The organism is Brucella sp. TWI559 (assembly GCF_039674265.1).
GTDB classification, from domain to species: domain Bacteria; phylum Pseudomonadota; class Alphaproteobacteria; order Rhizobiales; family Rhizobiaceae; genus Brucella; species Brucella chromiisoli.
In genome coordinates this window covers 1-23948 of the sequence record NZ_JBDJNE010000021.1, presented here as the reverse complement: position 1 = coordinate 23948, position 23948 = coordinate 1, and the positions used below count along the sequence as shown (strand labels likewise).

Sequence of the window (23948 nt, the reverse complement as noted above, 5' to 3'; positions counted from 1 at the left end):
CTTATATTCCTTTTTGACTTGGGTTTTTGGTGTCGTCTTTTGGAGAATTGTCGCGAAAAACATCACGCGCGATTTGCTGAGCGATCAGCTCGGTGAGGTGCAAAGTTGCTCTGTCGATCAGATGAGTATGAGTTGCGCAATCGCGTTCCACCGTTAAGTGAATGCGCGGCTGCTTCTTCATCCGTTTAAGCGTTCGTTGTGTGTTGTTGGTGCGACGGGATTTATTAATTTTGGTCTGCATATGGCGCTCCTGTTAGTGGAGCCCATCAAGTGAACCAGATCCGATTGAAAGAGTTGGACACTAATTGGAATCGCGGCAGTTACGCCGAAAAAGACGTGAAATTAATTTTGGGACTACCAAGATAACTGATTGATCGGCGCAAATTCAGAGTTGAAACAATTTGCTCGCTGATGGTTACAAGTCTCGTCGTGGAAATGACGCGGGCTTCGGGATGGCTATTTCAACCGGATTAAGTAGGGCCTCAATGAGGGTAGATAATGTGGTTGGTCATCTTTAGCCTCATTTGTGCTGTATGGCGCAAGCCTTTCGAGCCGTCAGCTCATCCATAAAGATGATGCCAACGCGGATGAGTGTGGGCGCAAGGAGCTACCTGTGATGAGCGCGATGAGGATAGGCAGTCATTGCGCAGTCGCGCATTCTGGCTATTTTTCCTGCGCAACATTTTTGCTGGAAGGGATTATGCGAATATTTATACAATCGACTGCGCCTCATTTGGATAAATCAGTCGGGATAAGCAGAAAAGAGGTCAACTTCAGGATTGAGGTTGGCTTATGATTAACGAGCACTGACACGTAGTATTGATAACGAGTGCTGTACGCCCCAGACAATTGATAACAGAACAGTCATTACGCAGAGTTTTTAGCAAGGCAAAACGACTTCCTCGTTGCCTGCTGCGATGGCGTTGTGCATGGTTCGCTTTCCTGTAGGTGTAGGCTTTCAAGCGCGGGAGATGCCGCGGCCATGAATTCTAACGAGTTGGTTATCGGGAATTCAGTAGTTAAAATCTTGAGGATCGCATCCGCGAGATGAAGCGTATGCTCGGTCGTCAGATGAGGGAGATCGAAATGCTCGGCGATGTGCTTTCCAAAACGTCCCCCAAAAAGAGTATATTTTCAAATAGCCACAAGACAGCCTTTCATTCCAAAAGCTGTCTTGTGTTTGATTTGATCAGGCGAACGCGTGAGTGCAGGCTGCTTGACTAAAGCGTTCCATCAGATTCACCTCTGGACGTTGGTGTGCCGGATCGGCGAGGGCGTGAATTTCTACGTCCTTGTGAAGCAGCCAAGCGATTGCGCGAGTATAAATATCTTTGGATTGTAGTACCTCTTTACCATTTTCTTCAATTTCATCGCACCACAAATTGATGATGTCATGTGCATTATCAGATAGTGCGGGTGGGCAGATATTATGATGGGCAAAGCCAATATGAGCCGCGATTTCGTACATGTACTTAAAGGCGTGATCTTCGTCGCGCCACATACCAACGTTAAAAGTGCCATAAAATGACGCTTCGATTTTTTCATGGAAAGTCTGGCCCAGCTTTTCCTGCTCCAAAGAGCTTCCTAAAACTTCACGTTCTGCCTGAGAATGGCTTTCGCCCCTTGCAAATGCGCTATCGGGATGACGTACGCATTCTCGCAAACTGTTGCGCGTAGAAGAAGAGCGGACCGATGCATGCTGATATGTACGGATCAGCAAGTTTATAATGCCGATATATGTGTATTCCCATTGCAGCAATTCGCTTAGTGAGTTTCGGGGCGATTTAAAGCCCGTAGCCTGCGCACTACAGAAATCATTCAATTCCTTTCCAGATTGAAAGTGCGGTAGATAGCTCCTCCAATGCCTCTGAATTAACTTTTCTAAATTATTTAGTTTCAGATCATTGGGAAACACTAAATCGTTTGGGTGCGCATCTGTTGATGTAAGATAAAAAGTCACGCGATCTTGTGCGTGTGTGAGGCTGCATCCAGTACTAACCAGTGCGTAAATCCATGCGTGTACATAATACGCCATAAAGAACTCAAGCCGCGCCAGATCCGTATGTTGATTACGACGACCTTTTTGGTGCGTGGTTTCAAAGATCTTTTCAACAAGGATGCAAATAATAGTCTTCTGTTTTAATATACGTTTGGGAATAAATGCTTTCAATCGGAACCATCTTGTTAGCCAAGTGTCCTTTTTAACAGATACTTCTCTTGCGTGGATTAGTGTGAGTGCTTTAAATTTTTCTGTATTCATCATTCTTCCTCTTATTTCGAGTAAACGATGATGACAGAATATATTTATTAAAATCAATTCGATGTGGCTGTTGTGGCCTATAACACCTTCGACGGGATAGTATTTTTTACTTGACAAGCCGAAATTATGAATGCAATTTTCTAATTAGGTCACCTGAAGATAATTTCCAATAATATAACTTCTTCAGGTTTTAGTAAGTTGAATTTTTCATTAGGTGCCTTGATTCAGCAAAAATATTTTTATTTTACGCCTCGTTGATTTTGATCTGATTCATGAGGCTAATTTCGACCTTTTGGCTTAAATCTTTGGCGAATCGACGTTTTCGGCACGATCACCCATGCGTCGCTCAGAAAGTCCAACCGAAATATTGATGTCACCGGTGACAGGATCTCGTTATCTTCGGAAGTAACCGGCAACGTAATCGTTATTCGTATACATCACACAAACTTCTTCAGTGTCGATAAAAAGGGGCATTCGCATGCCCCTTTTAGGTTTAATCAGATCAAACCCAAATGCTCGAGAATGACATTTTCGATGACCGCAGTGAGGCGTCTGCAATCTTTGACGTCCTGATTACGAATGCAGTAAAGCTCGGTTGCCTGTGCAATGTCGGATTTTCCGCCAACGCCATAATCCGTATAGCGATCGATAATATCCTGATCGATGTTTTTGCGATCAAAGTGGGCAAGCGCATCGTCAGTCTTGCGCCATTCAAGCCAACTGCAGGAGGCAAGTCGCTTTTGAAAGCTGCGACTGAACTGGTACCGGCTCATTCCTTTGGGAAGGGTTACCGTGAGCCCTCGCGTTGATGGCTGAACCGGGCTCATCGCATGCAAATCGTCGGACAGATAAAACTGAAGCGCTGAATAATCATCATAGCCTTCGTCTTGCACAGGCCAATCGCCGTTGATCTGGTAATATGATCCGTACTGGTCTTTGCTCTGCTGCCTGATACGATCAGCAATGCGACCTTCGCCACATTCGCCGATCTTGAAGATTGGAATGCTGAGTTGTTTTTTCAGCTCACTTAAACCGCTGCAGCCAGCAATATAGATGTCCCGCTTGATACCTGGCTTAAAGGCCTCTTGAAACGCCTTGGAGTTCAGGATTTCCGCGGTGTCGAGAAGAAGATTGTCACCACCGACGATCGGCCATTGTGTTTGATAGTGTGATGTTGATGACTTTTTTGGTGAACCGGGAGACGGCAGCAACAGTTGCGTCTTGTCTGCTTTGCTCTTTGTGGCTTTTGCGCGTGATGTTTCTTCGGTGACTTCTGGTTTTGACGAAATAGCTGCATGGGGTGGTTCCTGGTTTTGAATAACATGGTTGGGAAACGACAGGCTGATGCTCAATGGGTTTTCACCCTCAAAGTGAAGCCCGTCGGGGAGCGGTAGCGAAATGCTGGCTTGCCCAAGTTCAATGTGCATGTTTGCGGATTGGGGCTCACTGCCAGCATCAAAAGAGATGGTGAGCTGGATGTTGGTATTTGCAGGCGTCATTAATTTCATTCTTTCTGTTTTTGAGTTGTTTGATGATGTGTTGAGAGCTGACAAACCGCGCGCGAAGGCATGCTGGAAGCGGTGATGCTCCCGACGTAAGTAAGCGGATTGCGCGATTAGTCTTTTTGGAAGGGGAGGCGGAACGGGCTGCGGCCTGATCGTTCAGGCGGCATAATTATTGACCCTCTGCCTCAGTGCTGCCGATGAGCATGAATGCTATCGACGAACCGTCAGACGCACGCATGCGGATGACAATGGTGATGTCAGGGAAAATCTGAAGAGATAAGAGCGCATCGCGCCAAGTGTAGACGCGGTTCGGAAGAGATGCTTTGAGAATACAGTGCAGAGTGTTTATCGGACTGTATCGGATCGAAGCGCGCTTTAAACCGGCTTGGCTTTCGGACGTTGCCAGACCAGTGCATATTTGCCGTCCGCATCCTTATCGAGAAGGCGTGCATAGATGGGTGCTGTAAAGGTCGGATCATCGAATTTAACCGAGAGATAATTTCGTTCTGTATCGAGCGTCTTCCTTCGCCATGCAGAACCCACGACAAAGCTCTTTTTGTAGATGTCGTAATCCGGGCTGAATTTACTTTTCTTTTCACGCGGCCAGAACACCAGATCAATCGTCTGTCCGATCAATTCCATTTGACCAATGATGCTGTTACCCCGCTGATCAAACATTCCAATTATTCGCATGTCTTAACTCCTTGTAATTTTGGTCAAGCAAAAGCCTCGGCCTCAGCAAAGCTGAAACCATAAAATCTTCCACTCAAACCGTTCAATGACTGCGCGCTTTAATAATCTCTCAAGCGCGTTACCCTTTTCTTTTTTCGGGAAATCAAACTATCAAGAGATCACAGATCGATAATCTTAAACTTCAAATCAATGTTTTCATCTGCCACACCAGTTATGTCGTTCGGCCATCATACGCTATTCTCTTTTTCTATTTTTTTCGGGATATCTCAGTCATCTCTCAATGCTCAGATCAGCCCAAAATCAAACTTTAAGTCTTTATTCACGCCATATGATTTGCCTGAACTGCGCTGACATCCTATTCCTTCGTCAGTTCAATTATCACTTACGGGGCAAGAAAATGACCGACCAGAATGATGATTACATTTATGACGAAGTAACTGGTGACTGGCGGCCTGCATCTGAAATTGCAGCAGACGCTGCGAAGAAAGCGGAAGTCCGGGATGCATCAGGTAATGTTCTCGTGGATGGAGACGCTGTCACCCTGATTAAAGATCTCAAAGTCAAAGGGGCTGGGCAGACGCTGAAACAAGGTACGCTTATCAAGTCCATTCGCCTTACAGATAATCCTGAAGAAATAGACTGCAAACATGATGCGATCAAAGGCCTGGTTCTGCGCACCGAATTTGTAAGAAAGCGCGGGTAGCGTTAAATCGTGCAGCATCTTTTACGATAAGGTGCTCAGACGGGACGCGTGATCGTGTCATCTTGGCCCAGTCAAATCCAAGGAATGTCGCAAACAATGGTCTTAGGCTTGTTGCTTTCACGCTGTAGATTGGCCGCTGTCAGTTTGATCTGTCAGCGGCTTTTCCTTCGCGCCGCGCCCAAGCCAATTCGGACGGGCGGATGGCGAGAGCATTTCGTGATGCAAGATCGTCGTTGATCAGATATTGTGGTAGCTAGTAGGATTATCGTTTTGTTTGAAAGGCTTGGATTTGTTTCCGAAGCACGCAATTAAGCCTACATTATTACGTGTTCACTGTGAACAACGCCGAGCCATCACGATCAAGTTCTTCGACTTTAATTTCGATTGTAGTTTGGCCGGATGTGTTAAGGCTAACCGATGTACCATTTATTGCCTTAGCAATTGCTGATTTACTCCCCCATACCTTGCCGCGCATATTAAGATCGGGTCCATCGGACGCAACCGCAATACTATATTCAACATTGCCTTCATAAATGCTATCGCAGATCAGGTGTGCTGAACCCGTTTGGATGGATATGCTCATCAATGTTCCTTTTGGTTCTGGTCTTTAAAACCTTGGTTCAGTTAGAGGCATTTGTTTTGCGATGACGGCTTTGAGGGCGCGCAATTAGGTTTAGTTTCAGCTTTTAAAGCAAAATGGTGTGGCTTCACCTGGAGTTGAAATGCGGATTGTGATCGCTCTGACCGCGTCGTTGATGTTTAAGGCAAGTCTATGTGCCTGGAATGCGGGCTGATGAAGATGTGGCTCCAACCACAAAAAGCCATTCTTAGAATTGTCGAAACGGTATTCAACATCCCCTGCATGCTGCTTGTCGATAATAAGTGCTCAAAAGCCATGATACATGCTGCCCCCGCATCAAAAATCTTTGTTAATTCTGTTTAGCTGAAATTACAGAATAATCCTTTTACCACACCGGCAGCTTCATGTTCGAAACATGTGGTTCTCTAGCAAGCCCTGAAGATACCTTAAATCGTTTGCAGATTCATTACAGCCATCATGCTGAAAATATAAATCTGCGATGAGAAAAAGCTCCGGAGGCGGGGGCCTGAACCGGAGCTTTTAGACGCTAGGCAACCGGGTGGCGGGTGTTGCCTAGGATCCATCATCAATATAGCCAGTGATCCGCAAAAGAGAAGGCCATTTGCAAACAATGGAAGGCTAAATATGGGATCTTCGGCATTAGACTAAAGCCGCCGAACAACAAGCGTCTTCGTTTGAAGAGCTCCGAAGTTCTTCATATCACGCCGGGGCGGTATAGCCCTACTTGAGTGCGTCTCCATCGAGCTGTCGTGTGGACTGATATGGTATTTATGATGTCAAAATATTGGCTACGGCAGATTGATGGAATGTCGACGCAGCAGCAATTGCCGATGAAGCCACTCTCACTTCTGCTGGAGTTGGCCTTGTCTGGTTTCATCCATGCGTGTGCGTACACTTGCGATGAATTCATCACTGGCTTTCAACAGCGCTTCAAATCGCCTGTCGCGGATGTAATTGCATAACCGATTGTTGATAAAGCCGCCGCCGATGACCGTCACGAACAGCCCGAATTTATTGATCGGCGTGCCGACGTAGACGGCCCATGCGATTAAAATGGCGATTGCGATTGGCACAAAGCAGGCGAACCAATAAAGGACGTTGACCGGTTTGTGGATTGGATAGCCACTCAGTATTGATCTGGTATCGGTGTCTTTATTGTAAAACATCAGATCGATATCATTTTTCCCTTTGATACGCGGACCACCAACCGCAATCAGTGCCACCTGATGTCCTGGACGCATCGGCATGTCACGGTTCATGCGAACATGATGTTCCTGACCATTTTCTTGTTTAAACCAGACATCACGCACTACCTTGACTTCGGATGAGATCGAATGCGATCCGCTGCCACGACCATCGTTGACACTGACGTTGGTATGACCGCTGATATGCGTATCGCTGCGCTGATCGGTGGCAACAATGGTTCCCGTGATTGCCATGAAGTGATAGATTCCGCTGCCTATTTTAATGTCTTCGGTGATAATCATACCGATGAACTCCTCTAGTCATTGTGAATTAGGATGAGTGAAAGTTTTTGAGTGCAGATCGGCCTACGGCTGCGCGGGACCGCTGACTGATTTGCCGTTTTTGTTGAGAGCGCAGCCGCACGGCCTTGGAGTATGCTGTAACCAGCCGTCGACGATCAAAAGAACGTGGGGGAGGGGCTCGCCATATGCGCGTGGTGCCACCGGGCCCCGGTTATTCGAAAATCACAAAGTCTTCCGCTTTAATATCGGCGCCGTTGAAATCGAACATGGATGTGTCTTCGTAACGATTGGGCGCATCTACCCCAACGATGCGATCAATGATTTCATCGATCTGCTTCTTGTCCAAAAACTTGGTATTGATAATGTTGATCCCGATATAGCCATGGCGAGTGAGCACATAGACATTTTGCTCAAAATAGCGCAGCACCGCACTGCCATTATCAATGACCATCTGTGTTTTGAAAGAAATGCGCGGATTGGCATGCTCGGTTGTAAAAGCTGGCGGTTCAATCAACGCAATTTTGGTGATCATTCCATCGATGGTTTCGTCGCCAATTATTTCCTGTCGATTTTTGATGAGTTCAGGCAGCAGCGTCTTCTCGACAAAGGATTTGGAAAGATATCCGGCTTTCACCTCTTTGGAGATTGTGATGAATTCCGTGATGTTTTGTGGATTAACAAGGATGATCTCAAGCGGCGGGCAGGAGGAGAATATGTCCATCTCCACCAAAAACCGGCAGGCTTGCGTGTCACTCTTACTCATCAGGTAATTTTTAAAACCGAACGGGTCGAGCGGATCCACCCTAACAGGCAACCTCTTGTTGGCTCGACTGGGCCGATCGCCCGGTAGTCCCAAGTCCATTATATTGCGTCTTTCCGGTAGGACAACGCTGTTGATTGATCCCCAATCGGTTTTATGAGGCAGAGATTGCCGTTCAAAACCTTCTTTCAACACGCCCCTTACATTATCTAAGTGTTGCGCAAAGCTGGGGGCAACAGCGCCGCTTAAAAGCATGGTCAGCACGACCAGGATGCGGGTGGCGAATGTTTTTACGGTCATTGTAACCTCATGGGCATGATTGTGAAGGAGGGCGAATGGATCAACGGTTTTGCAGACGCACCAAACCATCCAGGCAATCGGACTTTCCGAGAGCTGATTAAAAGGCATGGAGCGAAGTGGAGGGAGGCGAGCTGTCAGCGGCGGTTATGACAACTGCTAACTGCTGCCTCAGGCAGTCAGCATCATAGGTGGTGCACCTTGCAGATTAACGCTGAGATCCTGCCACCGCGCGTAAAAGCGCATAGCTCGGCGCTTGATTGCTGGCGTTGGGTTGATGATGAAAAATGTTCGCGCACTATAGGCATTCGCGCGAATAGCGAATGCGTTCGGACCAAACTGGTCGAGCCAGTGTTGAACTTCCTCATCGTGGCCGCCTGCTCGCAATGAATTTCGATGATAAATGATAGCGGTTCGGCCTTTAGCTAGCGCTTTTGCTTCTTCCAAAGTTATGCGAAGGGCATGATCGGCACGCATCGGCTTGCCATTTTCGATCAAACCCATTTCCGGATCCGCAAAGATCAGATTGCAGTCACGTAAGTCGACAAGGACGCCTTCAAACCATGCTCGGCGATAACTAACGCGTTGCGTCCAGTGCATGCGTTCATATTCAAGAGGCCGAGATGAGTGAATGGCATTGATAACCCCTGATCGTTGCAATGCAGGCACGGAACGCCGGTCGGAACGCACGAGTGAATGCAATGCATCAAAAACTTCTGGATCTAGCTGTCGCCACCGATAGGGTAAGTCGAGATACCCGGTCTGCAGGCCAGCACTTGGTCGCCCACTGTCAGGCACCAAATACCAGGCGATGCCAAGGCGATGGCCATCAGACAAGGCCCGCAGCAGCGATAGTTTCAGATAACAGCCAATCTCACCAACACGCTGATGTCTCATGAGAAGCCAACCTCGGTGCAATTGCAGAGACTGATTTCCGCTAGAACCGCAGCAGCGTCGGCTTTATACGCAGTGATGAATGACTTGAGCGCGGCAAGACATGCCATCGGTAAAGAACCAGTCCGAAACCGATTACGCACGATGAAAGCAGCGAGGTTGATGCACACCAAAACGAGGTGATCTTTCTTAAAATGCATGCTTGTATTCATGACTGCCCCTCGCGCTTGCAAAAGGGGCAGAAAACCAGAGCTTGGAAAAATGCCGAAAGGCTTGTTTCGCTGCCGGTTTCCAGGAGCATCCGCGGGACGCCCCCGCTTCATATGCTCATTGACCCCTTGGTGATCGGGGAGGTCGAAACCGTGAGTCACGGCCCTGTGGCCTTTAGCCGGAGGCCTGTTGCATACGCCACAGGATCCCCGACCATAAGGTCAAAGAGTGTGATGCTGTAACGGCCAGCAACAACCGGACTCAGGAGTTTCGACGCTCCAAGGCAGATGCGTTCTGCCTCAACACTGACGTTATGCGCAAAGGAGAAGAAGATGCAAGCGGAGAAACGTCGCCGGGATTCAAAAACGCAGTCAGCGTCGTAACAAATGTGATCGGCCACGTGCTGACTGACTGTTTTGCTGGCGAAGCGGTCATTGCCTCAAAGACAGAATGCCGGCTCCCACGATAAGGGTTATACCGAGCGTCGAGGTCACATCTGGCACCTCGGCAAAGAAAATCATTCCCCAGATTACGGCGAACCCCACATACGCAAAATCGAAAGTTCCGATCACGGATGGCGGTCCATTCTGATAGGCGACAGCTGCCCCGATGCTGCCGATCAGTAGAGCTGCTGTCAGTAGTCCCATCGAAATCACTCGGCCTGCCCCATCGCAGCCCACGGTGCCAACAAAAAGCCATGCCGCGCGGCATCTGGCAGTAGATTGACCACCCCGGCGGCTAGTGCGCCGACTATAACAAAGCAAATATTCAGCGCCAGCGCCAGGACAATAGGATGTTGTTTCCGACATCTGGTACGCGTCAGGATCATGGCTCCGGCGTAAAGCATGGCAGCCACAAGCGGGAGGATTGTATATGCGTTGAAATCCCCCGCACTGGCCCGAAGGATCAGCACGACACCCAGAAACCCCGCAAACACGGCAATCCAGCCAAGCCGGGAAATTCGATCGCCAATAAAAATGGCTGAGAACATTGTTATGAAGATGGGAAGCGTGTAGTAGGCTGCTGCTGCGACCGAAAGTGTCAGCTTCGGAAGCGCAAGATAGTAGCAGATCCACATTCCAACCAGCATCAGGCTACGCAGTACCACCCAACCGAGAACATCCGGGAACTGAAGCCTTTCAGGCGATGTGGCAACGAGGACCAGAAGCAGGACTGGGATCGCGAGCAGCGAACGGATCACGAAAATCTGCCAGATCACAAAGCTGCTGCTTGTTATTTTAATCAGCGCATCGCCTAAAGAAAGCGCAAGCACGGTCAGGATGATGACGCTGACCGCCATGGAAATGTGATCGGCGGGCTCGCCCCGCGAGCTGGCTTTCGACATGACGGGCTCTCTCTGACAGATTCGTATGGAACCTTAGGAGAACATCTTCGGGTAAGCAATGAACGGAATCTCGAAGCAGTCATTTTGGTGCCGGGGAGTGAACGACCGACATTGGGTCGCTAGCGGCCGCACCACTTTTTCGCGCTCGTGCGTTATTCTTATGGCCAATAGCGGCCGTAGGAGAACTCAGATGGGTATTGCATAATATGATCCTGCTGCACTTTGTCGTCCGGCGTGGAACGCTGGACAGAAGGTCGGCATCAAAAAGCCCTGAAACAACGACAGATTTGGGAAATTTGGTTCTTTCTCGATAGAGAGGGGCGCATGCGAGATCGGGCTCTGTTCGATCTTGCGATCGACAGCAAGCTAAGAGGCTGCGATCTGGTTAAGATCTAGATTGGAACATTGGTCAGTGGCCAAGAAATTCGGACGCGCGCTACGGTCACCCGGCAAAAAAGCTGGACGTCCAGTTGAATTTGAAATCACGTCAGATCTCAGGGTGAGCTTACTTGCGCGGCTTGAACGAAGAGGTGGCACTGTTGATGACTTCGCTTTTCCCAGCAGGATTGATCACACCGATCATCTTATCACTCGCCAATATGCCAGGTTGGTGGATGAATGAATGACTGTGATTGGTTTGCGACGTGAAGAGTATGGCACACACTCGCTCCGGCGAACGAAGGCAGCTATGATCTATAAGGCGACAGGCAACCTTCGCGCAATCCAAATCCCCCTCGGACATACCAAGATTGAGAATACGGTCAGATATCTTGGTGTGGACATAGAGGATACTTTGGATTTGGCACAGCATATCGAGGTCTGAATCTATAGAACCTCTTCAAAGAGGGGCGCTAACCGCCGGACCGCTTAGCGCGCAAAATCGGTCATACAAATCTCAACTCCTAATTCCCAAAAGCAGACGTACGTCATACAGTTTTCTCAATGCTCAGGAGAATGTTCGAATCCCGTCTGGTGCGCCGCGCCGGGTGAAGACGAGAACTATGTCTCCGCTATAACCCTCCTTTAAGCATGGTTCGAATCCCGCGCGCTCCGCCATTGCAGTCCCAAACTGGGCACGCCGATTGCCGCCGATTTCCCTCCGGAAACGGCCGCAAGTGTGCGAAGCAGCTCTCCCTTCGATCCCATTATGCGCACTTCGGTCTCCGCGACCTCGACCCGCTGGGCGAATTCGCGCAGGTGATCCCGCCGATAACCGCCCCCGTCGAGGCGGATGCGCTCCCGCGCCACGTCGGCAAACCGGCGCACCGTTGCGGGCGTCACGGCCTGATTCCCGGAGTTTTCGAGCATGACCTGCGCCCGCTCGGCATCGGCCTGCGCCTGGTCGCGGAGTGCCTTCAAACCGGTGATGCGGTCTTTCAACGCCGGATCGGACAGATCGGCCACACCTGATTCGATCGCGTCATAGAGGCGCTTGAGGCGAAGGTCGGTCTCGGCCGCCCGGCGGTTCAACTCGGCGATATGCTCCTGTCGCCGCTCGGCCCGCTCGTACCGACGGTCGAGGACGGACGACAGCACCTCCTCCAGTCGGTCAGGCTGGAGCAGCCGATCCTCGATATGGCCGGCGACGATGCCGTCGAGCTTCTCCATCGGGATCGAACGGCCCGAGCAAGCAGTCTCGCCCTGCCGCGCCTTGATCGAGCAGGTGTAGTAGCGATAGCGCCCGCCCTTGCCGGTGCGGATCGTCATGGCCCCGCCGCACTTGGCGCAGAAGCAGATGCCCGTGAGCAAGGTCGGGCCGCTGACGACGCGCGGCGGCGTGACCTTGGGGTTGCGGGCCTTGAGGTGCGCCTGAACAGCTTCGAAGGTCTCAAGGTCGATCAGCGGCGGCACGGGAACCGTGACGATCTCGCTGACGGGCTTCAACTCCTTGGACTTGGAGCGCTTGTTGAACTCGTGCTCGCCGATATAGGTGCGCCGCGTCAGGATGCGGTGAAGCTGCCCGATGCCCCAGCGCCCGCCGTCGCGGGTGAAGATGCGACGGGCATTGAGGTGAGACACGATCGCCTTGACGCCCATCGGGCCGGAAGTGCCGTTGCCCTCCAGCGCTAGCCGGTAGATCAGCCGCACGGTGTCGGCGTGCAATGGATCAATCTCCAGCTTCTTCTTGGTCTTCGCCCCGCGTTGCTCGGCCGCGACAATGCGGTAGCCGATTGGCGGCAGCGCGCCGTTCCAGAACCCCTGCCGGGCGTTCTCCTTGAGGGCACGCATGACGTGCTTACCGTTCTCCTTGGACTGATACTCGTCGAACAGCGCCATGATCTGGCGCATCATGACGTGCATCGGATCGTCGCCCATCTCCTGGGTGATGGAGACGAGCTTGACGCCATTCTTGGCGAGCTTGCGGACGTAGAATTCCAGCTCGAAGTGGTCGCGGAAGAAGCGGCTGAACGAATGGACGACGACGATATCGAAGGGCGCGGGCTTGGTCGTGCCCGCCTCGATCATGCGCTGGAATTCGGGGCGGCGATCATTGGTGGCGGTCGCGCCCGGCTCGACGAAGGTGTCGATGAGCTGGTAGCCGCGCGACAGGCAGTAGGCCTCGCCCTGGCGCTTCTGGTCGGGGATCGAGACATCATGCTCGGCCTGCCGCGCGGTCGAGACGCGGAGATACAGGGCGGCGCGCGTTGCGATGTTGGGTGTTTCAGCGTTCATGACCGGCCTCCCGCTGCAATGGCGAGCGGCGCATGGCGCTCAGTGAGCGGCAGGTCCAGCGCCACGCGATCATGGATGACTTTCGGCGCGAGCTTGCGCCCACTGCGCTCCATACGGATCAGGCCGTAGCCGACCATGGTTTTCAGGGTCCGCGACAGGTTGGACTTGGCCCGGCCGGTGATGTCGGACAGTTCCTCCACCGATCCCGGCGCCTGCTCGGCGATGATGCGCAGCAGCTCGCGGTTCCCGGCAGACAGCACCTTGGCGAAGGACTCGGTCGAGGTGAACCACACCTTCGGCTCGTCGGGCTTGGGCTTCTCCTCCCCGCGCGCGATCCGCATCGTGCGGGCTTTCATTTCCTCGTAATCGGCAATCCCGACCCTCAGCGTCGTCATGGGAGAACTCCTCGTTCCTTCAGCACCGCGTCCGCCAACTGCCAGAAGTCGGCCATCAATGTGCCGGCGTCCTGATAGTCGTATGGCTTCACGGTCTGGAGCCGATGCCGATGATCCTGCGGCTCGCCCCGCTTCTGGCGGCCGACCGGATGGGCATTGTCGAAGCCGACCAGCCGTTCGCCCGAAGGCCCGTGAAGCGTGAGCGAGTAGTCGAGGCCGTGCGGCTTTTCCGGCGAGACCGGAATCCGCGTCGCCACGAACTTTACCCAGTGACCGCCTGCGGGATCGACGACGAGCATCTGGCCGTCGAGATCCAGCAAGGCGTCAAGGCTCGGATCGCGACCCTCGCTCATGACCAATACATATCAGTTTGAGATAACAATGCAAGCCTCCTGATACTCAGGACGGCTTCGGACGATGGTCGGAATGAATGTCCTGGGGGATAATGGTCGGGCCGATCGCGACCTGTCGTCGCTTAAATGGCCGTCAACGGGACGGCCCGAACAACTCGTCGAAGATGTCGCCGAACCAGGCCTCGAACAGGTCGATCTCGGCCTCCGTCACCGGCACGCGCTCGGGCCAGTCGTCAGTGACGGTCCAGGTCTCGACATCGTGTTTCGGGGGACGGCCGGTACGCGGGGCCGGCGTCTCGATCTCGTCCTGCGGGACATAGTCATAGAGATTGTCGGGCAGGATGCCGGACGCGACGTAGAGCCGGCTTTGCGAGTGATCAGCGCTGCGCCGGGACATGGGAATCGCTTCTTGTGAGAATATCAATCGTAAAGACACTCGCCCTTTCGCCCTGACGCCACGCAATTCTCCCAGCATCGGCGGATTGCGCGTCGTGTGAAGACAGCGCTTTGCGATACGTCGATTGGATACCGCGATCAGTCCCGCGACGATGGACGGGCGTCGGCATCATGCCTTCCCGCCCGTGGCCGACGGCGCAGCCCGCCTCGCCTTCGCGAAGGCCCGATCCGTCTGGATGAACCGCTTCAGCATCGGCACGATCAGGCGGACGGGATCGGTCGGCGCATGGTTGTTCTCGCGGCCAAGCGCTTCGGCATAGGCCGTGAGGTCGCGGTGCAGAACGGCGGGCAGTTGGACCGTCACCTTCACGGGCTTGTCGTCGGCGATCGGGCCGAGTTTCAGCTTGGTCATGGCGTGGCTCCGTAGGCTTCGAGCACGAGATCTCTCGTAACAACAACACGGACAGGGAAACCCGGCCGGATGGTGAGTGTCGGGGCGATGTTGAGCTGGCGCTGGACGATCTGCCGGCCGGTCTGGCCGATGCTGTCGGATGCGCCGTCGCGGATGGCGCTGAGCAGATCGCTCTCGTCACTGGACGATCCCGTGTTGGCGCCGATGCTGAGCAGCGTCGAGAGAGCGGCAGCCTTGAACAGTTCGCCCCAATGATAATCGACGCCATCCTCAAGTCCTGCATAGCCTTCGGCGTCCGCGCCCGGCTGGCGCTCCAGAACGATCGAGCGACCGTTCGGCATGATGAGCCGGTTCCAGACCAGCAGGACACGGCGCTGGCCGAAACCGACGCCATTGTCGTACTGGCCGATCAGCCGTGTGCCCTGTGGTACGAGCAGGATGCGACCGGTCGGGCTGTCGTAGATATTCCCCGTGACCTGGGCGGTGATCTGGCCGGGAAGATCGGAGCGGATGCCGGTGATCAGCGCGGCCGGGATGACCGCGCCGGCTTGCAGGATGTTCGGCGAGGCTGGGGCGGCAACGCGATCGGGCGCGACGGTACGCCGGTCGGCCGCCTGATTGAGGAAGGCGAGTTGCCGCTCCTGCGCGGTCGGTGTCGCTGGCTGCGGCGCGAGACCGAGGCTGGTCAGGTCCGGCATTGGCGGCGTGGCGTTTACGGCCGTGGTGGCGGACGGCGCGGTAGTCCGCGTCTCGGTCGAAGCGAACAGCCGGCCGGTCCGCGCCGCTTCGATTTCCTGAAGCCGGCGCTGCTCTTCGGCGCTGAGACCCGGCGAAGTCGCGGCGGGTGTGCCAATGCCCGGCGCGGGCACGGGCTGGCCGCGGTTCTGGGCGTCGAGGATCGGCCGGCCGAGATCGCCGGGCAGCGCCGGACCGAGGACCGGCCCGGTATAGTCACGCGGCAGACCATTGAGGCCATCGGCGGTCGCGCGGTTCTCGGTCGAATAGAGTTCGACATTTCCGCCGGCGCCATCACGGGTCTGAAGCGCATAGATCAGCGCGCCGCCGATCCCGGTGCTGGCGACCAGGCCGAGGCCGATCAGCACCTTGCGTGACAACCGGGTGACGCGCGGCGGCTCGGCGCGCAGGCGCATGGGCGCCACCGGCTCGCCGGTCAGTGGCTTGGCGTCATCGTCAGGTGTCTCGGGCACCGACCCTTTCGCCTTCTCGGAATCGATGTCGCTCATGATGCGGGCCTGCCATCGGTGCGGGTGATGCGGACACGCTTCTGGTTGTCTCCCGTGCCGAAGCGCAGTTCGGCGGCGGCGAACAGTCGGTCGACGATCATGTATCGGCCGCGCACCCGGTAGTTCACCAGTTCGGAGGTGTTGCCCTCGGGACCGACGACGAACAGCGGCGGCATCTCGCCCTGTGCGATACCGCGCGGGAACTCGATGAAGACCTGCCGCCCGTCGTCGAAGGCGCGCAACGGCCGCCACGGCGCGCGGTCGCCCTCGATCGCATAGCGGAAGTTGACGTTGGCGAGATCGACGCCGGAGGCGAACGGCTGCGCGGCCTCCGCCTGCTGGTTCTGCCGGCGTAGCGCGATGAGCTGGTCCTGCGGATACTGCCAGGAGACGGACGCCATATAGGTCCGCTCGGTCGAGCGCAGCTCCATGTGATAGGTGCGCAGGTTGGTGTTGATGACGAGGTTGGTCATCAGCTCGGGCCGCGTCGGCTTAACCAGGATATGGACCTGTTGCGTCGCGCCGGAGCCGCTGAGCGTGTCGCCGATAATCCAACGCACGGTGTCGCCGGCTGCGACCGGGCCGGAGCCGACGAGCGTTTCGCCCGGCTGGAGCGCGATGTCGGTGATCTGCCCGACGGCGGTGTAAACCTGATAGAGCGCGCCGCCAGTATAGGGATAGACCTGCATGGCGTTGATGAAGCCGTCCCGCACCGGCTGAATGCGTGCGGCGGCGTTTGCCTGGTTGACACCGGCGGCGGGGTCGGCCGGCTCCGGTGTCTGACGCGAACGCTCCATCGGCTTCATCTGGCCGGGCAGCGGCAAGGGACGCGGCAATTCGACGACGGTCACGGGCGCTGGCGGATCGACGGTCTGCACGGCGGGCGCGGCATCGTCATAGGCGATCTCGGGCGGCTTGTGCGCCGTGGCGCAGCCGGCGAGCGCCGTGGCGGAGAGCAGCAGAGCCGCGAACGCTGCTTTACGGAAACCCGCCTTTCCGGTTCCGCACATCGGCGACATTGCGGGAATACGGTTCGCCGGAGATCCGGCGGTCAGTTGAGACGGCCGGATCATTGTCCAAGCTCCTTCGACCAGTTGATGGCGTTGACGTAGATTCCGAGCAGATTGGCCCGGAGCTTTTCGGCGTCGCGGGGTGGCGCGACGGCGATGGTGAGGATGGCGGTCCAGCGCGAGGTCTCCGCGAGGCTGCCGTCCTGATAGCGGCGCTCGACCCAAGCGACGCGGAAGCTGTCGGGGGACGCCCGGATGACGGACGAGACATCGACGGCGATCTGCTGCTTGCCGACTTTCGTGAAGGGGTCGTTGACGCGGGCATAGTCGTTGAGCGCCATCGCGCCGCGATCGGTCGTGAACTCATAGGCCCGCAACCAGTTCTGGCGCACGATGATGGCATCGGCCGGGATCGAGCGGACCTGTTCGATGAAGCGCGCGAGGTGCCAGGCGATCTGCGGATCGGTCGGACGATAGTCGGCGACGGCCGGTGCGATGGCCTGTGCTGCCCCAAGCCTGTCGACCTGCACCACCCACGGGACGATCGAGCCATTGGCGGATTGCCAGACCAGAGCGCTGGACAGCCCCGCGGAGAGGATCAGCGAGCCGAACGCCATCAGCCGCCAGTTCCTCGCCTGAACGCGGGCCGAGCCGATGCGGTCGTCCCAGACCTGTGCGGCGCGCTGATACGGCGTCTCGGGTTGCGGCGTCTTGCCGTAATGGGTGGCGGGTCGTTTGAACATCAGCGGTCGCTTTCGGAGAGGTTGACGGAAGAGCCGCCGCCATGGCTGTCGCCGGATTTGACGGCATGGGCGGCGGCCTGAATGCCGTGGGAGGCTTGCTGGCCGCGCTTCATGCGCTTGGCCCATGCGGGCGGACCGCCAGCAGTCGTGGCGGACGGAGACGATCCGGACGGCGCGTCTGCGGCCTCACCCGACGCGTCAGATGCGGCCTCGCCGGTGACAGAGCGCTCCCCGGCCTGAAAACTGTCCTTCATGGACGCGGCCGCGCGCTTGAACGGGCTGGCGATGGCGGCTCCGGCGTTGGATGTGCCAGTGCTGGCGACGCCCGATGCGCCGCCGGCGCGATAGGCGGCAGTGGCGCCGCCTGCGAGGGTCGCCCCGCCTCGGGCGGCAGCGGCTGCGCCCCCGGCGAGAGCGGCTCCGCCGGAGGCGACGGCGCCGATCGCAGCGCCACCAGCGGCGACCATGCCGCCAGCAGCGAGACCCGTGCCGATCGCAGCACCCGCGCCGAGCTGCGGGCCGCCGGAGACGAGGCCGTTGGCGATGCCGGGACCGAAGATGCCGAGGCCGAGCAGCGACAGTGCTGCCAGCACGATCGCCATGGCGTCGTCGATCGTCGGCGCCGTGCCGCCGAATCCTGCGGTGAACTGGCTGAACAGGGTCGAGCCGATGCCGATGATGACGGCCAGCACCAGCACCTTGATGCCGGACGAGATGACGTTGCCCAGCACCCGTTCGGCCATGAAGGCGGACTTGCCGAACAGGCCGAAGGGGATGAGCACGAAGCCGGCGAGCGTCGTCAGCTTGAACTCGATCAGGGTGACGAAGAGTTGGATGGCGAGGATGAAGAAGGCCAGCAGCACCAGCGCCCAGGCGAACAGCAGGCAGGCGATCTGGATGAAGTTCTCGAAGAACGAGATCCAGCCCATCAGGCCGGAGATGGATTCGAGCAGCGGTCGCCCGGCGTCGAGGCCGACCTGCGCCACCTTGCCGGGGCGCAGGAGATCGGCGGTCGTGAAGCCGGTGCCGGACGCCTTGAGACCGAGACCCGCGAAGCTCTCGAAGACGATGCGTGCAAGATTGTTCCAGTTGCCGATGATGTAGGCGAAGACCCCGACAAACAGCGTCTTCTTGATGAGGCGGCCGATGATGTCGTCCTCGCTGCCCATCGACCAGAACAGCGCCGCCAGCGTCACGTCGATGACGATCAGCGTCGTGGCGATGAAGGCGACTTCGCCCGACAGCAGGCCGAAGCCGCTATCGATGTAGCGAGTGAAAACTGCCAGGAACTGGTCGATGACGCCGGTGCCGCCCATAGTCAGCGCTCCCCGGCCGGCTCCGCCGGCGCGCTCTGTTTGGTGGCTGGATCGTCACCGGTTGCGACGGGCGGCGCGGCCTGCGGTGCCGTCGGCGGCCGTTGACGATCGAGACCGAGGAAACGGTCGCGGCTCTCGGCCCAGACGCGCAGGCACTCGGCGTCACGCCCGCCGGCCTCGCCGAGCCGCTGGCACCGGCGCTGCCCCTCGCGCAGCGGATCGGGGGCGGACGGCGCCCTCGGCATGGCTGCGTTCGCCGGCGTCTCGTCCTGGCGGGTCATCTCGATCGCCGTGGCGGTCACGGCGATGGCGACGAAGATGACCGCGCCGAGGCGCGCGAGGGTCTTGCCGTCCATGGTCTCGCCCTCAGTTGTTGCCGTTGTTGAACATCTGCGCATTGCCGGGCTGATAGCCCGTGCCCGGCGTCAGGAAGCGGCGGCGCTGCTCACGGCCCTGTTCGGCCGCTGCCGCGCGCTCGGCCTCGGTCAGGGCCTGCGCCCGGCCGTTAGCGGCGACGACGGCGGTGAGATCGGCGAGTTGCTGGGCCTGGAGCGCCAGAAGTTGGTTGCCGGCCTGCGTCGCCTGGAGTGCGCCGGTCGCGGACTGGCTCGACCCGACCAGCGCCGTCATCTGAGCGCGGTTGGTGTCGATGTTGCCGACGACGCCGGCCTGCACCTTCATCGCGTCCTGAAGGCCGGAGACCGAGTTCCGCCAGCGGGATTTGGCGTCGGCGATCAGCGACGCGCTGGTCGCGGAGGTCGAGGCGGCGCCATAGGTGGTCTGAAAGGCCCGGTCGATCTGCTGGACGTCATAGGCGATGTTCTGCGCCTGTTGCAGAAGCGCTTGGGTTTTCTGGACCGACTGCTGCAACTGCTGGAGCGAGGAATATGGCAGGCTCGCCAGATTGCGCGCCTGATTGATCAGCATCGTCGCCTCGTTCTGAAGCGAGGTGATCTGGTTGGTGATCTGTTGGAGCGAGCGGGCGGCCGTCAGCACGTTCTGCACGTAGTTCGTGGGATCGTAGACGATCCACTGTGCGGCGGCGGAGGTGGTGACGATCGGCGACAGCGCCAACGGCACGTACAGGATGGTTGCGGTGACAAGGGCCGCGCGCGAGCGACGCATGATCATGATGAAGTCTCCATGTTGGCGAGGTTGGGGATGAGGTCGGCGGCCCAGGCGACGCTGCGATGGCGCAGCCACGCGGCGAGGAAGCCGTCGCGGCCGTGTTCGGCTACGATGCGGGCGATTTCGGTCTGGTCGGTCTTCGACGAGGCGGCGCAGAGCGCCAGCGCTACGTCGGACAGGCCCAGCTCGAACAGCCGGTTGCCGCGCCGCGACTGGCAGTAATAGTCGCGCTTCGGCGTCGCCCGCGCGAGGATCTCGATCTGGCGGTCGTTGAGGCCGAAGCGGCGATAGATGGCCGTGATCTGCGGCTCGATCGCCCGTTCGTTGGGGAGCAGAAGCCGGGTCTGGCAGCTCTCGATGATGGCGGGCGCGATTGAACTGCTGTCGATGTCCGACAGGCTTTGCGTGGCGAAGATGACGGACGCATTCTTCTTGCGCAGCGTCTTCAGCCATTCGCGGAGCTGGCCGGCAAACCCCTCGTCGTCGAGCGCCAGCCAGCCTTCGTCGATGATCATGAGCGTCGGCGAGCCGTCGAGCTGGTCGCCAATGCGATGGAACAGATAAGCCAGCACGGCGGGCGCCGCCTCGGTGCCGATCAGCCCCTCGGTCTCGAACGCCTGAACGCTGGCGGAGCCGAGATACTCGGCCTCGGCGTCGAGCAGCCGGCCATGCGCGCCGCCGACGCAGTAAGGCCGGAGCGCTTGCTTCAGGTCGTTGGACTGGAGCAGGACCGCGAGGCCGGTGATGGTGCGTTCGCCGACCGGCGCGCTGGCGAGCGATGTCAGCGCCGTCCAGATGTATTCCTTGACCTCGGGCGTGATGGCGACGCCTTCACGGGTCAGGATCGCTACGATCCAGTCGGCGGCCCATGCCCGCTCGGGCACGTCATGGATGCGGGCGAGCGGCTGGAGCGACACGCTCTCTTCCGACCCGTCTGACAGGCCGCCACCGAGATCGTGCCAGTCGCCGCCCATGGCGAGTGCGGCGGTGCGGATCGACCCGCCGAAATCGAAGGCGAACACCTGCGCACCGGCATAACGCCGGAACTGCAATGCCATCAGCGCCAGCAGCACGGACTTGCCCGCGCCGGTCGGGCCGACGATCAGCGTATGGCCGACATCGCCGACGTGAAGGGATAACCGGAACGGGGTCGAGCCTTCGGTCTTGCCGAAGATCAGTGGGGGCGCTGCAAAATGCTCGTCCCGCACCTCGCCCGCCCACACCGCCGAAAGCGGGATCATGTGGGCGAGGTTCAAAGTCGAAATCGGCGGCTGCCGGACATTGGCGTAGACGTGGCCCGGCAAGCTGCCGAGCCATGCGTCCGCCGCGTTGATCGTCTCGGCCATAGCGGTGAAGTCGCGGCCCTGGATAACCTTCTCGACCAGCCGCAGCTTCTCGTCGGCAATACGGGGATCGTCGTCCCACACCGTCACCGTCGCGGTGACGTAGGCGAGACCGGCATAGTCCGCGCCGAGTTCCTGCAGGGCCATGTCGGCATCGGCCGCCTTGTTCGATGCGTCCGTGTCCACGAGGGCGGACGCCTCGTTGGTCATCACCTCCTTGAGGATGGCCGCGATGCTCTTCCGCTTGGCGAACCATTGCCGCCGGATCTTGGTCAGCAGCTTCGTCGCATCGGTCTTGTCGAGCAGGATGGCGCGAGTGGACCAGCGATAGGGAAAGGCTAGCCGGTTCAGCTCGTCGAGCAGGCCGGGCGTGGTCGCGGTCGGAAAACCGACGATAGTCAGCACCCGAAGATGCGCAGATCCCAGGCGCGGCTCAAGCCCGCCGGTCAGCGGCTGATCGGCGACGAGGGCATCGAGATAGATCGGCGTCTCGGGCACGCGGACTCGGTGACGATGCGTCGAGACGGTCGAATGCAGGTAGGTCAGCGTCTCGGCGTCATCGAGCCAGACGCGTTCCGGCATGAAGCCTTCGACCAGTTGCAGCACGCGGTCGGTGCGATCGACGAAGCCGGTCAGCATCTCGCGGCCATCGACGCCGGAGCGTTCGCGGCCCTCGTACAGCCAGGTCTCGGCGCGTGCCGCGTCCTCGGCCGGCGGGAGATAGGTGAAGGTTAGGAAATAGCTGGACTCGTAGTGCGAGGCGGCCTCATCGAAGTCGGCCTTGCGCTCGGCATCGACCAGCGCAGACGCCGCATCGGGAAAGGTGCTGTCTGGATAGGACGCGGCCTCGTGGCGCTGGGCCTCGACGAAGATCGCCCAGCCCGATCCGAGGCGGCGAAAGGCGTTGTTCAATCGCCCGGCGACGGCGACCAGTTCGGCTGGCACGGCACTGTCGAGGTCGGGGCCACGGAAACGCGCGGTGCGCTGGAAGCTACCGTCCTTGTTGAGGACGACGCCGGAGCCGATCAGCGCTGCCCAGGGCAGGAAGTCGGCGAGACGGGTCGCGGTGCGGCGATATTCTGCGAGGTTCATCATGGTGAGCGCTCCCCTCAGACCGACAGGTGGCCGGGGATGCGCAGATGACGGCGCACCACATCGACGAACATCGGATCGCGCTTGGCCGCCCAAACGGCCGCGAGGTGGCCGATGGCCCAGATGACGAGGCCGACCAGCCAAAGGCGCAGGCCCAGGCCGAGCGCCGCCGCCAGCGTGCCGTTGAGGATGGCCAGGCCACGCGGCGCCCCGCCGAGCAGGATATGCTCGGTTAGCGCCCGGTGGACCGACACCGCATAGCCCGGCACGTCTCCGGCATGATCGACCATATCCGCCATCAGACGAGCGCCCCGCCGCCGAACGAGAAGAACGACAGGAAGAAGCTCGACGCGGCGAACGCGATCGACAGGCCGAAGACGATCTGGATCAGACGGCGGAAGCCGCCCGAGGTGTCGCCGAAGGCGAGCGCCAGGCCGGTCGAGATGATGACGATCACCGCGATGATCTTGGCGACCGGCCCCTCGATCGACTGGAGGATGGATTGCAGCGGCGCTTCCCACGGCATCGACGAGCCGGAGGCATGGGCGGCGGGCGCAGTCATCACCGTGATGACGGCGGCGGAGGCCATCAGCGCCAAGCGTTGGCGACCGAGACGGAGGGAATGGATCATCGGATATATCCTGTGAGGTTGAGGACGGGCTGGATGTCGCCGCCGTCACTGACGGCCGGCACGATGCGGTAATCGCCATCGAGGCCGAGGCCTTCGACGTGGGCGAGTTCGACAAGCCGGCGCTGCGAGCCGCGTCCGGCGAGCACGGCGACGAGATCGATGGTCTCGGCGATCAGCGCGCGCGGCACGGTGACGACGGCTTCCTGAATGAGCTGTTCGAGGCGGCGTATCGCGCCGATGGCGCTGCCCGCATGGATGGTGCCGACACCTCCGGGATGACCGGTGCCCCACGCCTTCAAGAGATCGAGTGCCTCGGGGCCGCGCACCTCACCGATCGGAATGCGATCTGGACTTCCCCTTCAAAAGTGGAGGGCTTCTGTTAAATAAAAGTGACAGGAGAGTTAGAATTGAAGCAGCGAGAATTTACAGAAGAGTTCAAACGCGAAGCCGTTCGTAT

The 23948-nt window shown here is 57.7% G+C and carries 25 protein-coding genes and 2 pseudogenes; 2 read left to right on the top strand and 25 right to left on the bottom strand.

Annotated features, from left to right (window positions below; genetic code table 11):
- Position 1: 1 nt before the first annotated feature.
- The 4 genes from ABE530_RS17510 to ABE530_RS17495 all read right to left on the bottom strand — a co-directional run bounded on the left by ABE530_RS17510 (position 2) and on the right by ABE530_RS17495 (position 4458).
- Positions 2-241: a hypothetical protein gene (locus tag ABE530_RS17510; RefSeq protein ID WP_499695387.1), complete on the bottom strand. Its 240-nt coding sequence runs from the start codon at positions 239-241 to the stop codon at positions 2-4.
- A 948-nt stretch (positions 242-1189) separates the two neighbouring features.
- Entirely contained in the window at positions 1190-2263 is a 1074-nt protein-coding gene (locus ABE530_RS17505) for a hypothetical protein (RefSeq protein WP_499695386.1), read from the bottom strand.
- 494 nt (positions 2264-2757) lie between these two features.
- A complete protein-coding gene (locus ABE530_RS17500; protein ID WP_499695385.1) occupies positions 2758-3813 on the bottom strand; it encodes a hypothetical protein in 1056 nt (351 codons plus the stop codon).
- A gap of 327 nt (positions 3814-4140) precedes the next feature.
- Positions 4141-4458, bottom strand: a complete 318-nt coding sequence (locus ABE530_RS17495; protein ID WP_499695384.1) for a DUF736 domain-containing protein — start codon at positions 4456-4458, stop codon at positions 4141-4143.
- A gap of 397 nt (positions 4459-4855) precedes the next feature.
- Here ABE530_RS17495 and ABE530_RS17490 point away from each other — a divergent pair, with 397 nt between their 5' ends.
- Complete coding sequence (locus tag ABE530_RS17490; protein ID WP_499695383.1) at positions 4856-5161, top strand: alkylphosphonate utilization protein; 306 nt, start codon at positions 4856-4858, stop codon at positions 5159-5161.
- 322 nt (positions 5162-5483) lie between these two features.
- Here the strand turns inward: ABE530_RS17490 and ABE530_RS17485 are convergent, their stop codons facing one another.
- The 6 genes from ABE530_RS17485 to ABE530_RS17460 all read right to left on the bottom strand — a co-directional run bounded on the left by ABE530_RS17485 (position 5484) and on the right by ABE530_RS17460 (position 10755).
- The gene (locus ABE530_RS17485; RefSeq protein WP_499695382.1) at positions 5484-5744 is read right to left on the bottom strand and encodes a hypothetical protein; all 261 of its coding nucleotides are present in this window, start codon (positions 5742-5744) and stop codon (positions 5484-5486) included.
- Between the two features lie 860 nt (positions 5745-6604).
- Positions 6605-7249: a hypothetical protein gene (locus tag ABE530_RS17480; protein ID WP_499695381.1), complete on the bottom strand. Its 645-nt coding sequence runs from the start codon at positions 7247-7249 to the stop codon at positions 6605-6607.
- Positions 7250-7460: 211 nt separating this feature from the next.
- Complete coding sequence (locus ABE530_RS17475) at positions 7461-8309, bottom strand: hypothetical protein (RefSeq protein WP_499695380.1); 849 nt, start codon at positions 8307-8309, stop codon at positions 7461-7463.
- Positions 8310-8477: 168 nt separating this feature from the next.
- The gene (locus ABE530_RS17470; protein WP_499695379.1) at positions 8478-9203 is read right to left on the bottom strand and encodes a hypothetical protein; all 726 of its coding nucleotides are present in this window, start codon (positions 9201-9203) and stop codon (positions 8478-8480) included.
- Between the two features lie 638 nt (positions 9204-9841).
- On the bottom strand, positions 9842-10057 hold the full coding sequence (locus tag ABE530_RS17465) for a hypothetical protein (protein ID WP_499695378.1): 216 nt from the start codon (positions 10055-10057) through the stop codon (positions 9842-9844).
- 5 nt (positions 10058-10062) lie between these two features.
- Positions 10063-10755 carry a DMT family transporter gene (locus ABE530_RS17460; protein ID WP_499695377.1) on the bottom strand — a complete coding sequence of 231 codons (693 nt, stop codon included), beginning with the start codon at positions 10753-10755 and terminating at the stop codon, positions 10063-10065.
- Positions 10756-11014: 259 nt separating this feature from the next.
- Between ABE530_RS17460 and ABE530_RS17455 the strand changes: the two are divergent.
- Positions 11015-11578 (top strand): annotated as a pseudogene (locus ABE530_RS17455) (tyrosine-type recombinase/integrase).
- A gap of 200 nt (positions 11579-11778) precedes the next feature.
- On the opposite strand, the gene ABE530_RS17450 reads toward ABE530_RS17455, so the two are convergent.
- From ABE530_RS17450 to ABE530_RS17380, 15 genes and pseudogenes are all read right to left on the bottom strand, one after another.
- On the bottom strand, positions 11779-13428 hold the full coding sequence (locus tag ABE530_RS17450) for a recombinase family protein (protein WP_499695376.1): 1650 nt from the start codon (positions 13426-13428) through the stop codon (positions 11779-11781).
- Positions 13425-13823, bottom strand: a complete 399-nt coding sequence (locus tag ABE530_RS17445; RefSeq protein ID WP_499695375.1) for an HVO_A0114 family putative DNA-binding protein — start codon at positions 13821-13823, stop codon at positions 13425-13427. Before ABE530_RS17445 ends, ABE530_RS17450 begins: the two co-directional genes overlap by 4 nt.
- Positions 13820-14176 (bottom strand): toxin-antitoxin system TumE family protein, encoded by a 357-nt coding sequence (locus ABE530_RS17440; RefSeq protein WP_499695374.1) that lies wholly within the window; start codon positions 14174-14176, stop codon positions 13820-13822. Before ABE530_RS17440 ends, ABE530_RS17445 begins: the two co-directional genes overlap by 4 nt.
- 133 nt (positions 14177-14309) lie before the next feature.
- Positions 14310-14573, bottom strand: coding sequence for a hypothetical protein (locus ABE530_RS17435; RefSeq protein WP_499695373.1), 264 nt, complete (start codon positions 14571-14573; stop codon positions 14310-14312).
- Positions 14574-14741: 168 nt separating this feature from the next.
- Entirely contained in the window at positions 14742-14984 is a 243-nt protein-coding gene (locus ABE530_RS17430; protein ID WP_499695372.1) for a DUF2274 domain-containing protein, read from the bottom strand.
- Entirely contained in the window at positions 14981-16228 is a 1248-nt protein-coding gene (locus ABE530_RS17425; protein WP_499695371.1) for a TraB/TrbI/VirB10 family type IV secretion system protein, read from the bottom strand. The genes ABE530_RS17430 and ABE530_RS17425 overlap by 4 nt, the downstream gene beginning before the upstream one ends.
- Positions 16225-17301: a P-type conjugative transfer protein TrbG gene (gene trbG, locus ABE530_RS17420; protein ID WP_499695370.1), complete on the bottom strand. Its 1077-nt coding sequence runs from the start codon at positions 17299-17301 to the stop codon at positions 16225-16227. Before trbG ends, ABE530_RS17425 begins: the two co-directional genes overlap by 4 nt.
- Complete coding sequence (trbF, locus tag ABE530_RS17415) at positions 17298-17981, bottom strand: conjugal transfer protein TrbF (protein WP_499695369.1); 684 nt, start codon at positions 17979-17981, stop codon at positions 17298-17300. The genes trbG and trbF overlap by 4 nt, the downstream gene beginning before the upstream one ends.
- Positions 17981-19297, bottom strand: a complete 1317-nt coding sequence (trbL, locus tag ABE530_RS17410; RefSeq protein ID WP_499695368.1) for a P-type conjugative transfer protein TrbL — start codon at positions 19295-19297, stop codon at positions 17981-17983. The genes trbF and trbL overlap by 1 nt, the downstream gene beginning before the upstream one ends.
- Before the next feature lie 2 nt (positions 19298-19299).
- Complete coding sequence (gene trbK-alt, locus ABE530_RS17405) at positions 19300-19653, bottom strand: putative entry exclusion protein TrbK-alt (protein WP_499695367.1); 354 nt, start codon at positions 19651-19653, stop codon at positions 19300-19302.
- 10 nt (positions 19654-19663) lie between these two features.
- Complete coding sequence (trbJ, locus tag ABE530_RS17400; protein WP_499695366.1) at positions 19664-20428, bottom strand: P-type conjugative transfer protein TrbJ; 765 nt, start codon at positions 20426-20428, stop codon at positions 19664-19666.
- Positions 20425-22863: a conjugal transfer protein TrbE gene (gene trbE, locus ABE530_RS17395; protein WP_499695365.1), complete on the bottom strand. Its 2439-nt coding sequence runs from the start codon at positions 22861-22863 to the stop codon at positions 20425-20427. Before trbE ends, trbJ begins: the two co-directional genes overlap by 4 nt.
- A 14-nt stretch (positions 22864-22877) precedes the next feature.
- The gene (locus ABE530_RS17390; protein ID WP_499695364.1) at positions 22878-23159 is read right to left on the bottom strand and encodes a VirB3 family type IV secretion system protein; all 282 of its coding nucleotides are present in this window, start codon (positions 23157-23159) and stop codon (positions 22878-22880) included.
- On the bottom strand, positions 23159-23449 hold the full coding sequence (locus ABE530_RS17385; RefSeq protein WP_499695391.1) for a TrbC/VirB2 family type IV secretion system protein: 291 nt from the start codon (positions 23447-23449) through the stop codon (positions 23159-23161). Before ABE530_RS17385 ends, ABE530_RS17390 begins: the two co-directional genes overlap by 1 nt.
- 38 nt (positions 23450-23487) lie before the next feature.
- A pseudogene (locus ABE530_RS17380) lies at positions 23488-23841 on the bottom strand (ATPase, T2SS/T4P/T4SS family); the annotation flags it as partial.
- Between the last annotated feature and the right edge of the window lie 107 nt (positions 23842-23948).

Coding starts and splice junctions, on each gene's coding strand:
- ABE530_RS17460 (WP_499695377.1), bottom strand. CDS start 10,755: ATGTCGAAAGCCAGCTCGCGGGGCGAGCCCGCCGATCACATTTCCATG.
- trbG (WP_499695370.1), bottom strand. CDS start 17,301: ATGATCCGGCCGTCTCAACTGACCGCCGGATCTCCGGCGAACCGTATT.
- ABE530_RS17430 (WP_499695372.1), bottom strand. CDS start 14,984: ATGACCAAGCTGAAACTCGGCCCGATCGCCGACGACAAGCCCGTGAAG.
- ABE530_RS17465 (WP_499695378.1), bottom strand. CDS start 10,057: ATGGGACTACTGACAGCAGCTCTACTGATCGGCAGCATCGGGGCAGCT.
- ABE530_RS17480 (WP_499695381.1), bottom strand. CDS start 7,249: ATGATTATCACCGAAGACATTAAAATAGGCAGCGGAATCTATCACTTC.
- trbE (WP_499695365.1), bottom strand. CDS start 22,863: ATGATGAACCTCGCAGAATATCGCCGCACCGCGACCCGTCTCGCCGAC.
- ABE530_RS17445 (WP_499695375.1), bottom strand. CDS start 13,823: ATGACGACGCTGAGGGTCGGGATTGCCGATTACGAGGAAATGAAAGCC.
- ABE530_RS17435 (WP_499695373.1), bottom strand. CDS start 14,573: ATGTCCCGGCGCAGCGCTGATCACTCGCAAAGCCGGCTCTACGTCGCG.
- ABE530_RS17425 (WP_499695371.1), bottom strand. CDS start 16,228: ATGAGCGACATCGATTCCGAGAAGGCGAAAGGGTCGGTGCCCGAGACA.
- ABE530_RS17485 (WP_499695382.1), bottom strand. CDS start 5,744: ATGAGCATATCCATCCAAACGGGTTCAGCACACCTGATCTGCGATAGC.
- ABE530_RS17490 (WP_499695383.1), top strand. CDS start 4,856: ATGACCGACCAGAATGATGATTACATTTATGACGAAGTAACTGGTGAC.
- ABE530_RS17385 (WP_499695391.1), bottom strand. CDS start 23,449: ATGGCCTCCGCCGCCGTCATCACGGTGATGACTGCGCCCGCCGCCCAT.
- ABE530_RS17450 (WP_499695376.1), bottom strand. CDS start 13,428: ATGAACGCTGAAACACCCAACATCGCAACGCGCGCCGCCCTGTATCTC.
- ABE530_RS17505 (WP_499695386.1), bottom strand. CDS start 2,263: ATGATGAATACAGAAAAATTTAAAGCACTCACACTAATCCACGCAAGA.
- trbJ (WP_499695366.1), bottom strand. CDS start 20,428: ATGATCATGCGTCGCTCGCGCGCGGCCCTTGTCACCGCAACCATCCTG.
- ABE530_RS17440 (WP_499695374.1), bottom strand. CDS start 14,176: ATGAGCGAGGGTCGCGATCCGAGCCTTGACGCCTTGCTGGATCTCGAC.
- ABE530_RS17495 (WP_499695384.1), bottom strand. CDS start 4,458: ATGCGAATAATTGGAATGTTTGATCAGCGGGGTAACAGCATCATTGGT.
- trbK-alt (WP_499695367.1), bottom strand. CDS start 19,653: ATGGACGGCAAGACCCTCGCGCGCCTCGGCGCGGTCATCTTCGTCGCC.
- ABE530_RS17470 (WP_499695379.1), bottom strand. CDS start 9,203: ATGAGACATCAGCGTGTTGGTGAGATTGGCTGTTATCTGAAACTATCG.
- ABE530_RS17475 (WP_499695380.1), bottom strand. CDS start 8,309: ATGACCGTAAAAACATTCGCCACCCGCATCCTGGTCGTGCTGACCATG.
- ABE530_RS17510 (WP_499695387.1), bottom strand. CDS start 241: ATGCAGACCAAAATTAATAAATCCCGTCGCACCAACAACACACAACGA.
- trbF (WP_499695369.1), bottom strand. CDS start 17,981: ATGTTCAAACGACCCGCCACCCATTACGGCAAGACGCCGCAACCCGAG.
- trbL (WP_499695368.1), bottom strand. CDS start 19,297: ATGGGCGGCACCGGCGTCATCGACCAGTTCCTGGCAGTTTTCACTCGC.
- ABE530_RS17390 (WP_499695364.1), bottom strand. CDS start 23,159: ATGGCGGATATGGTCGATCATGCCGGAGACGTGCCGGGCTATGCGGTG.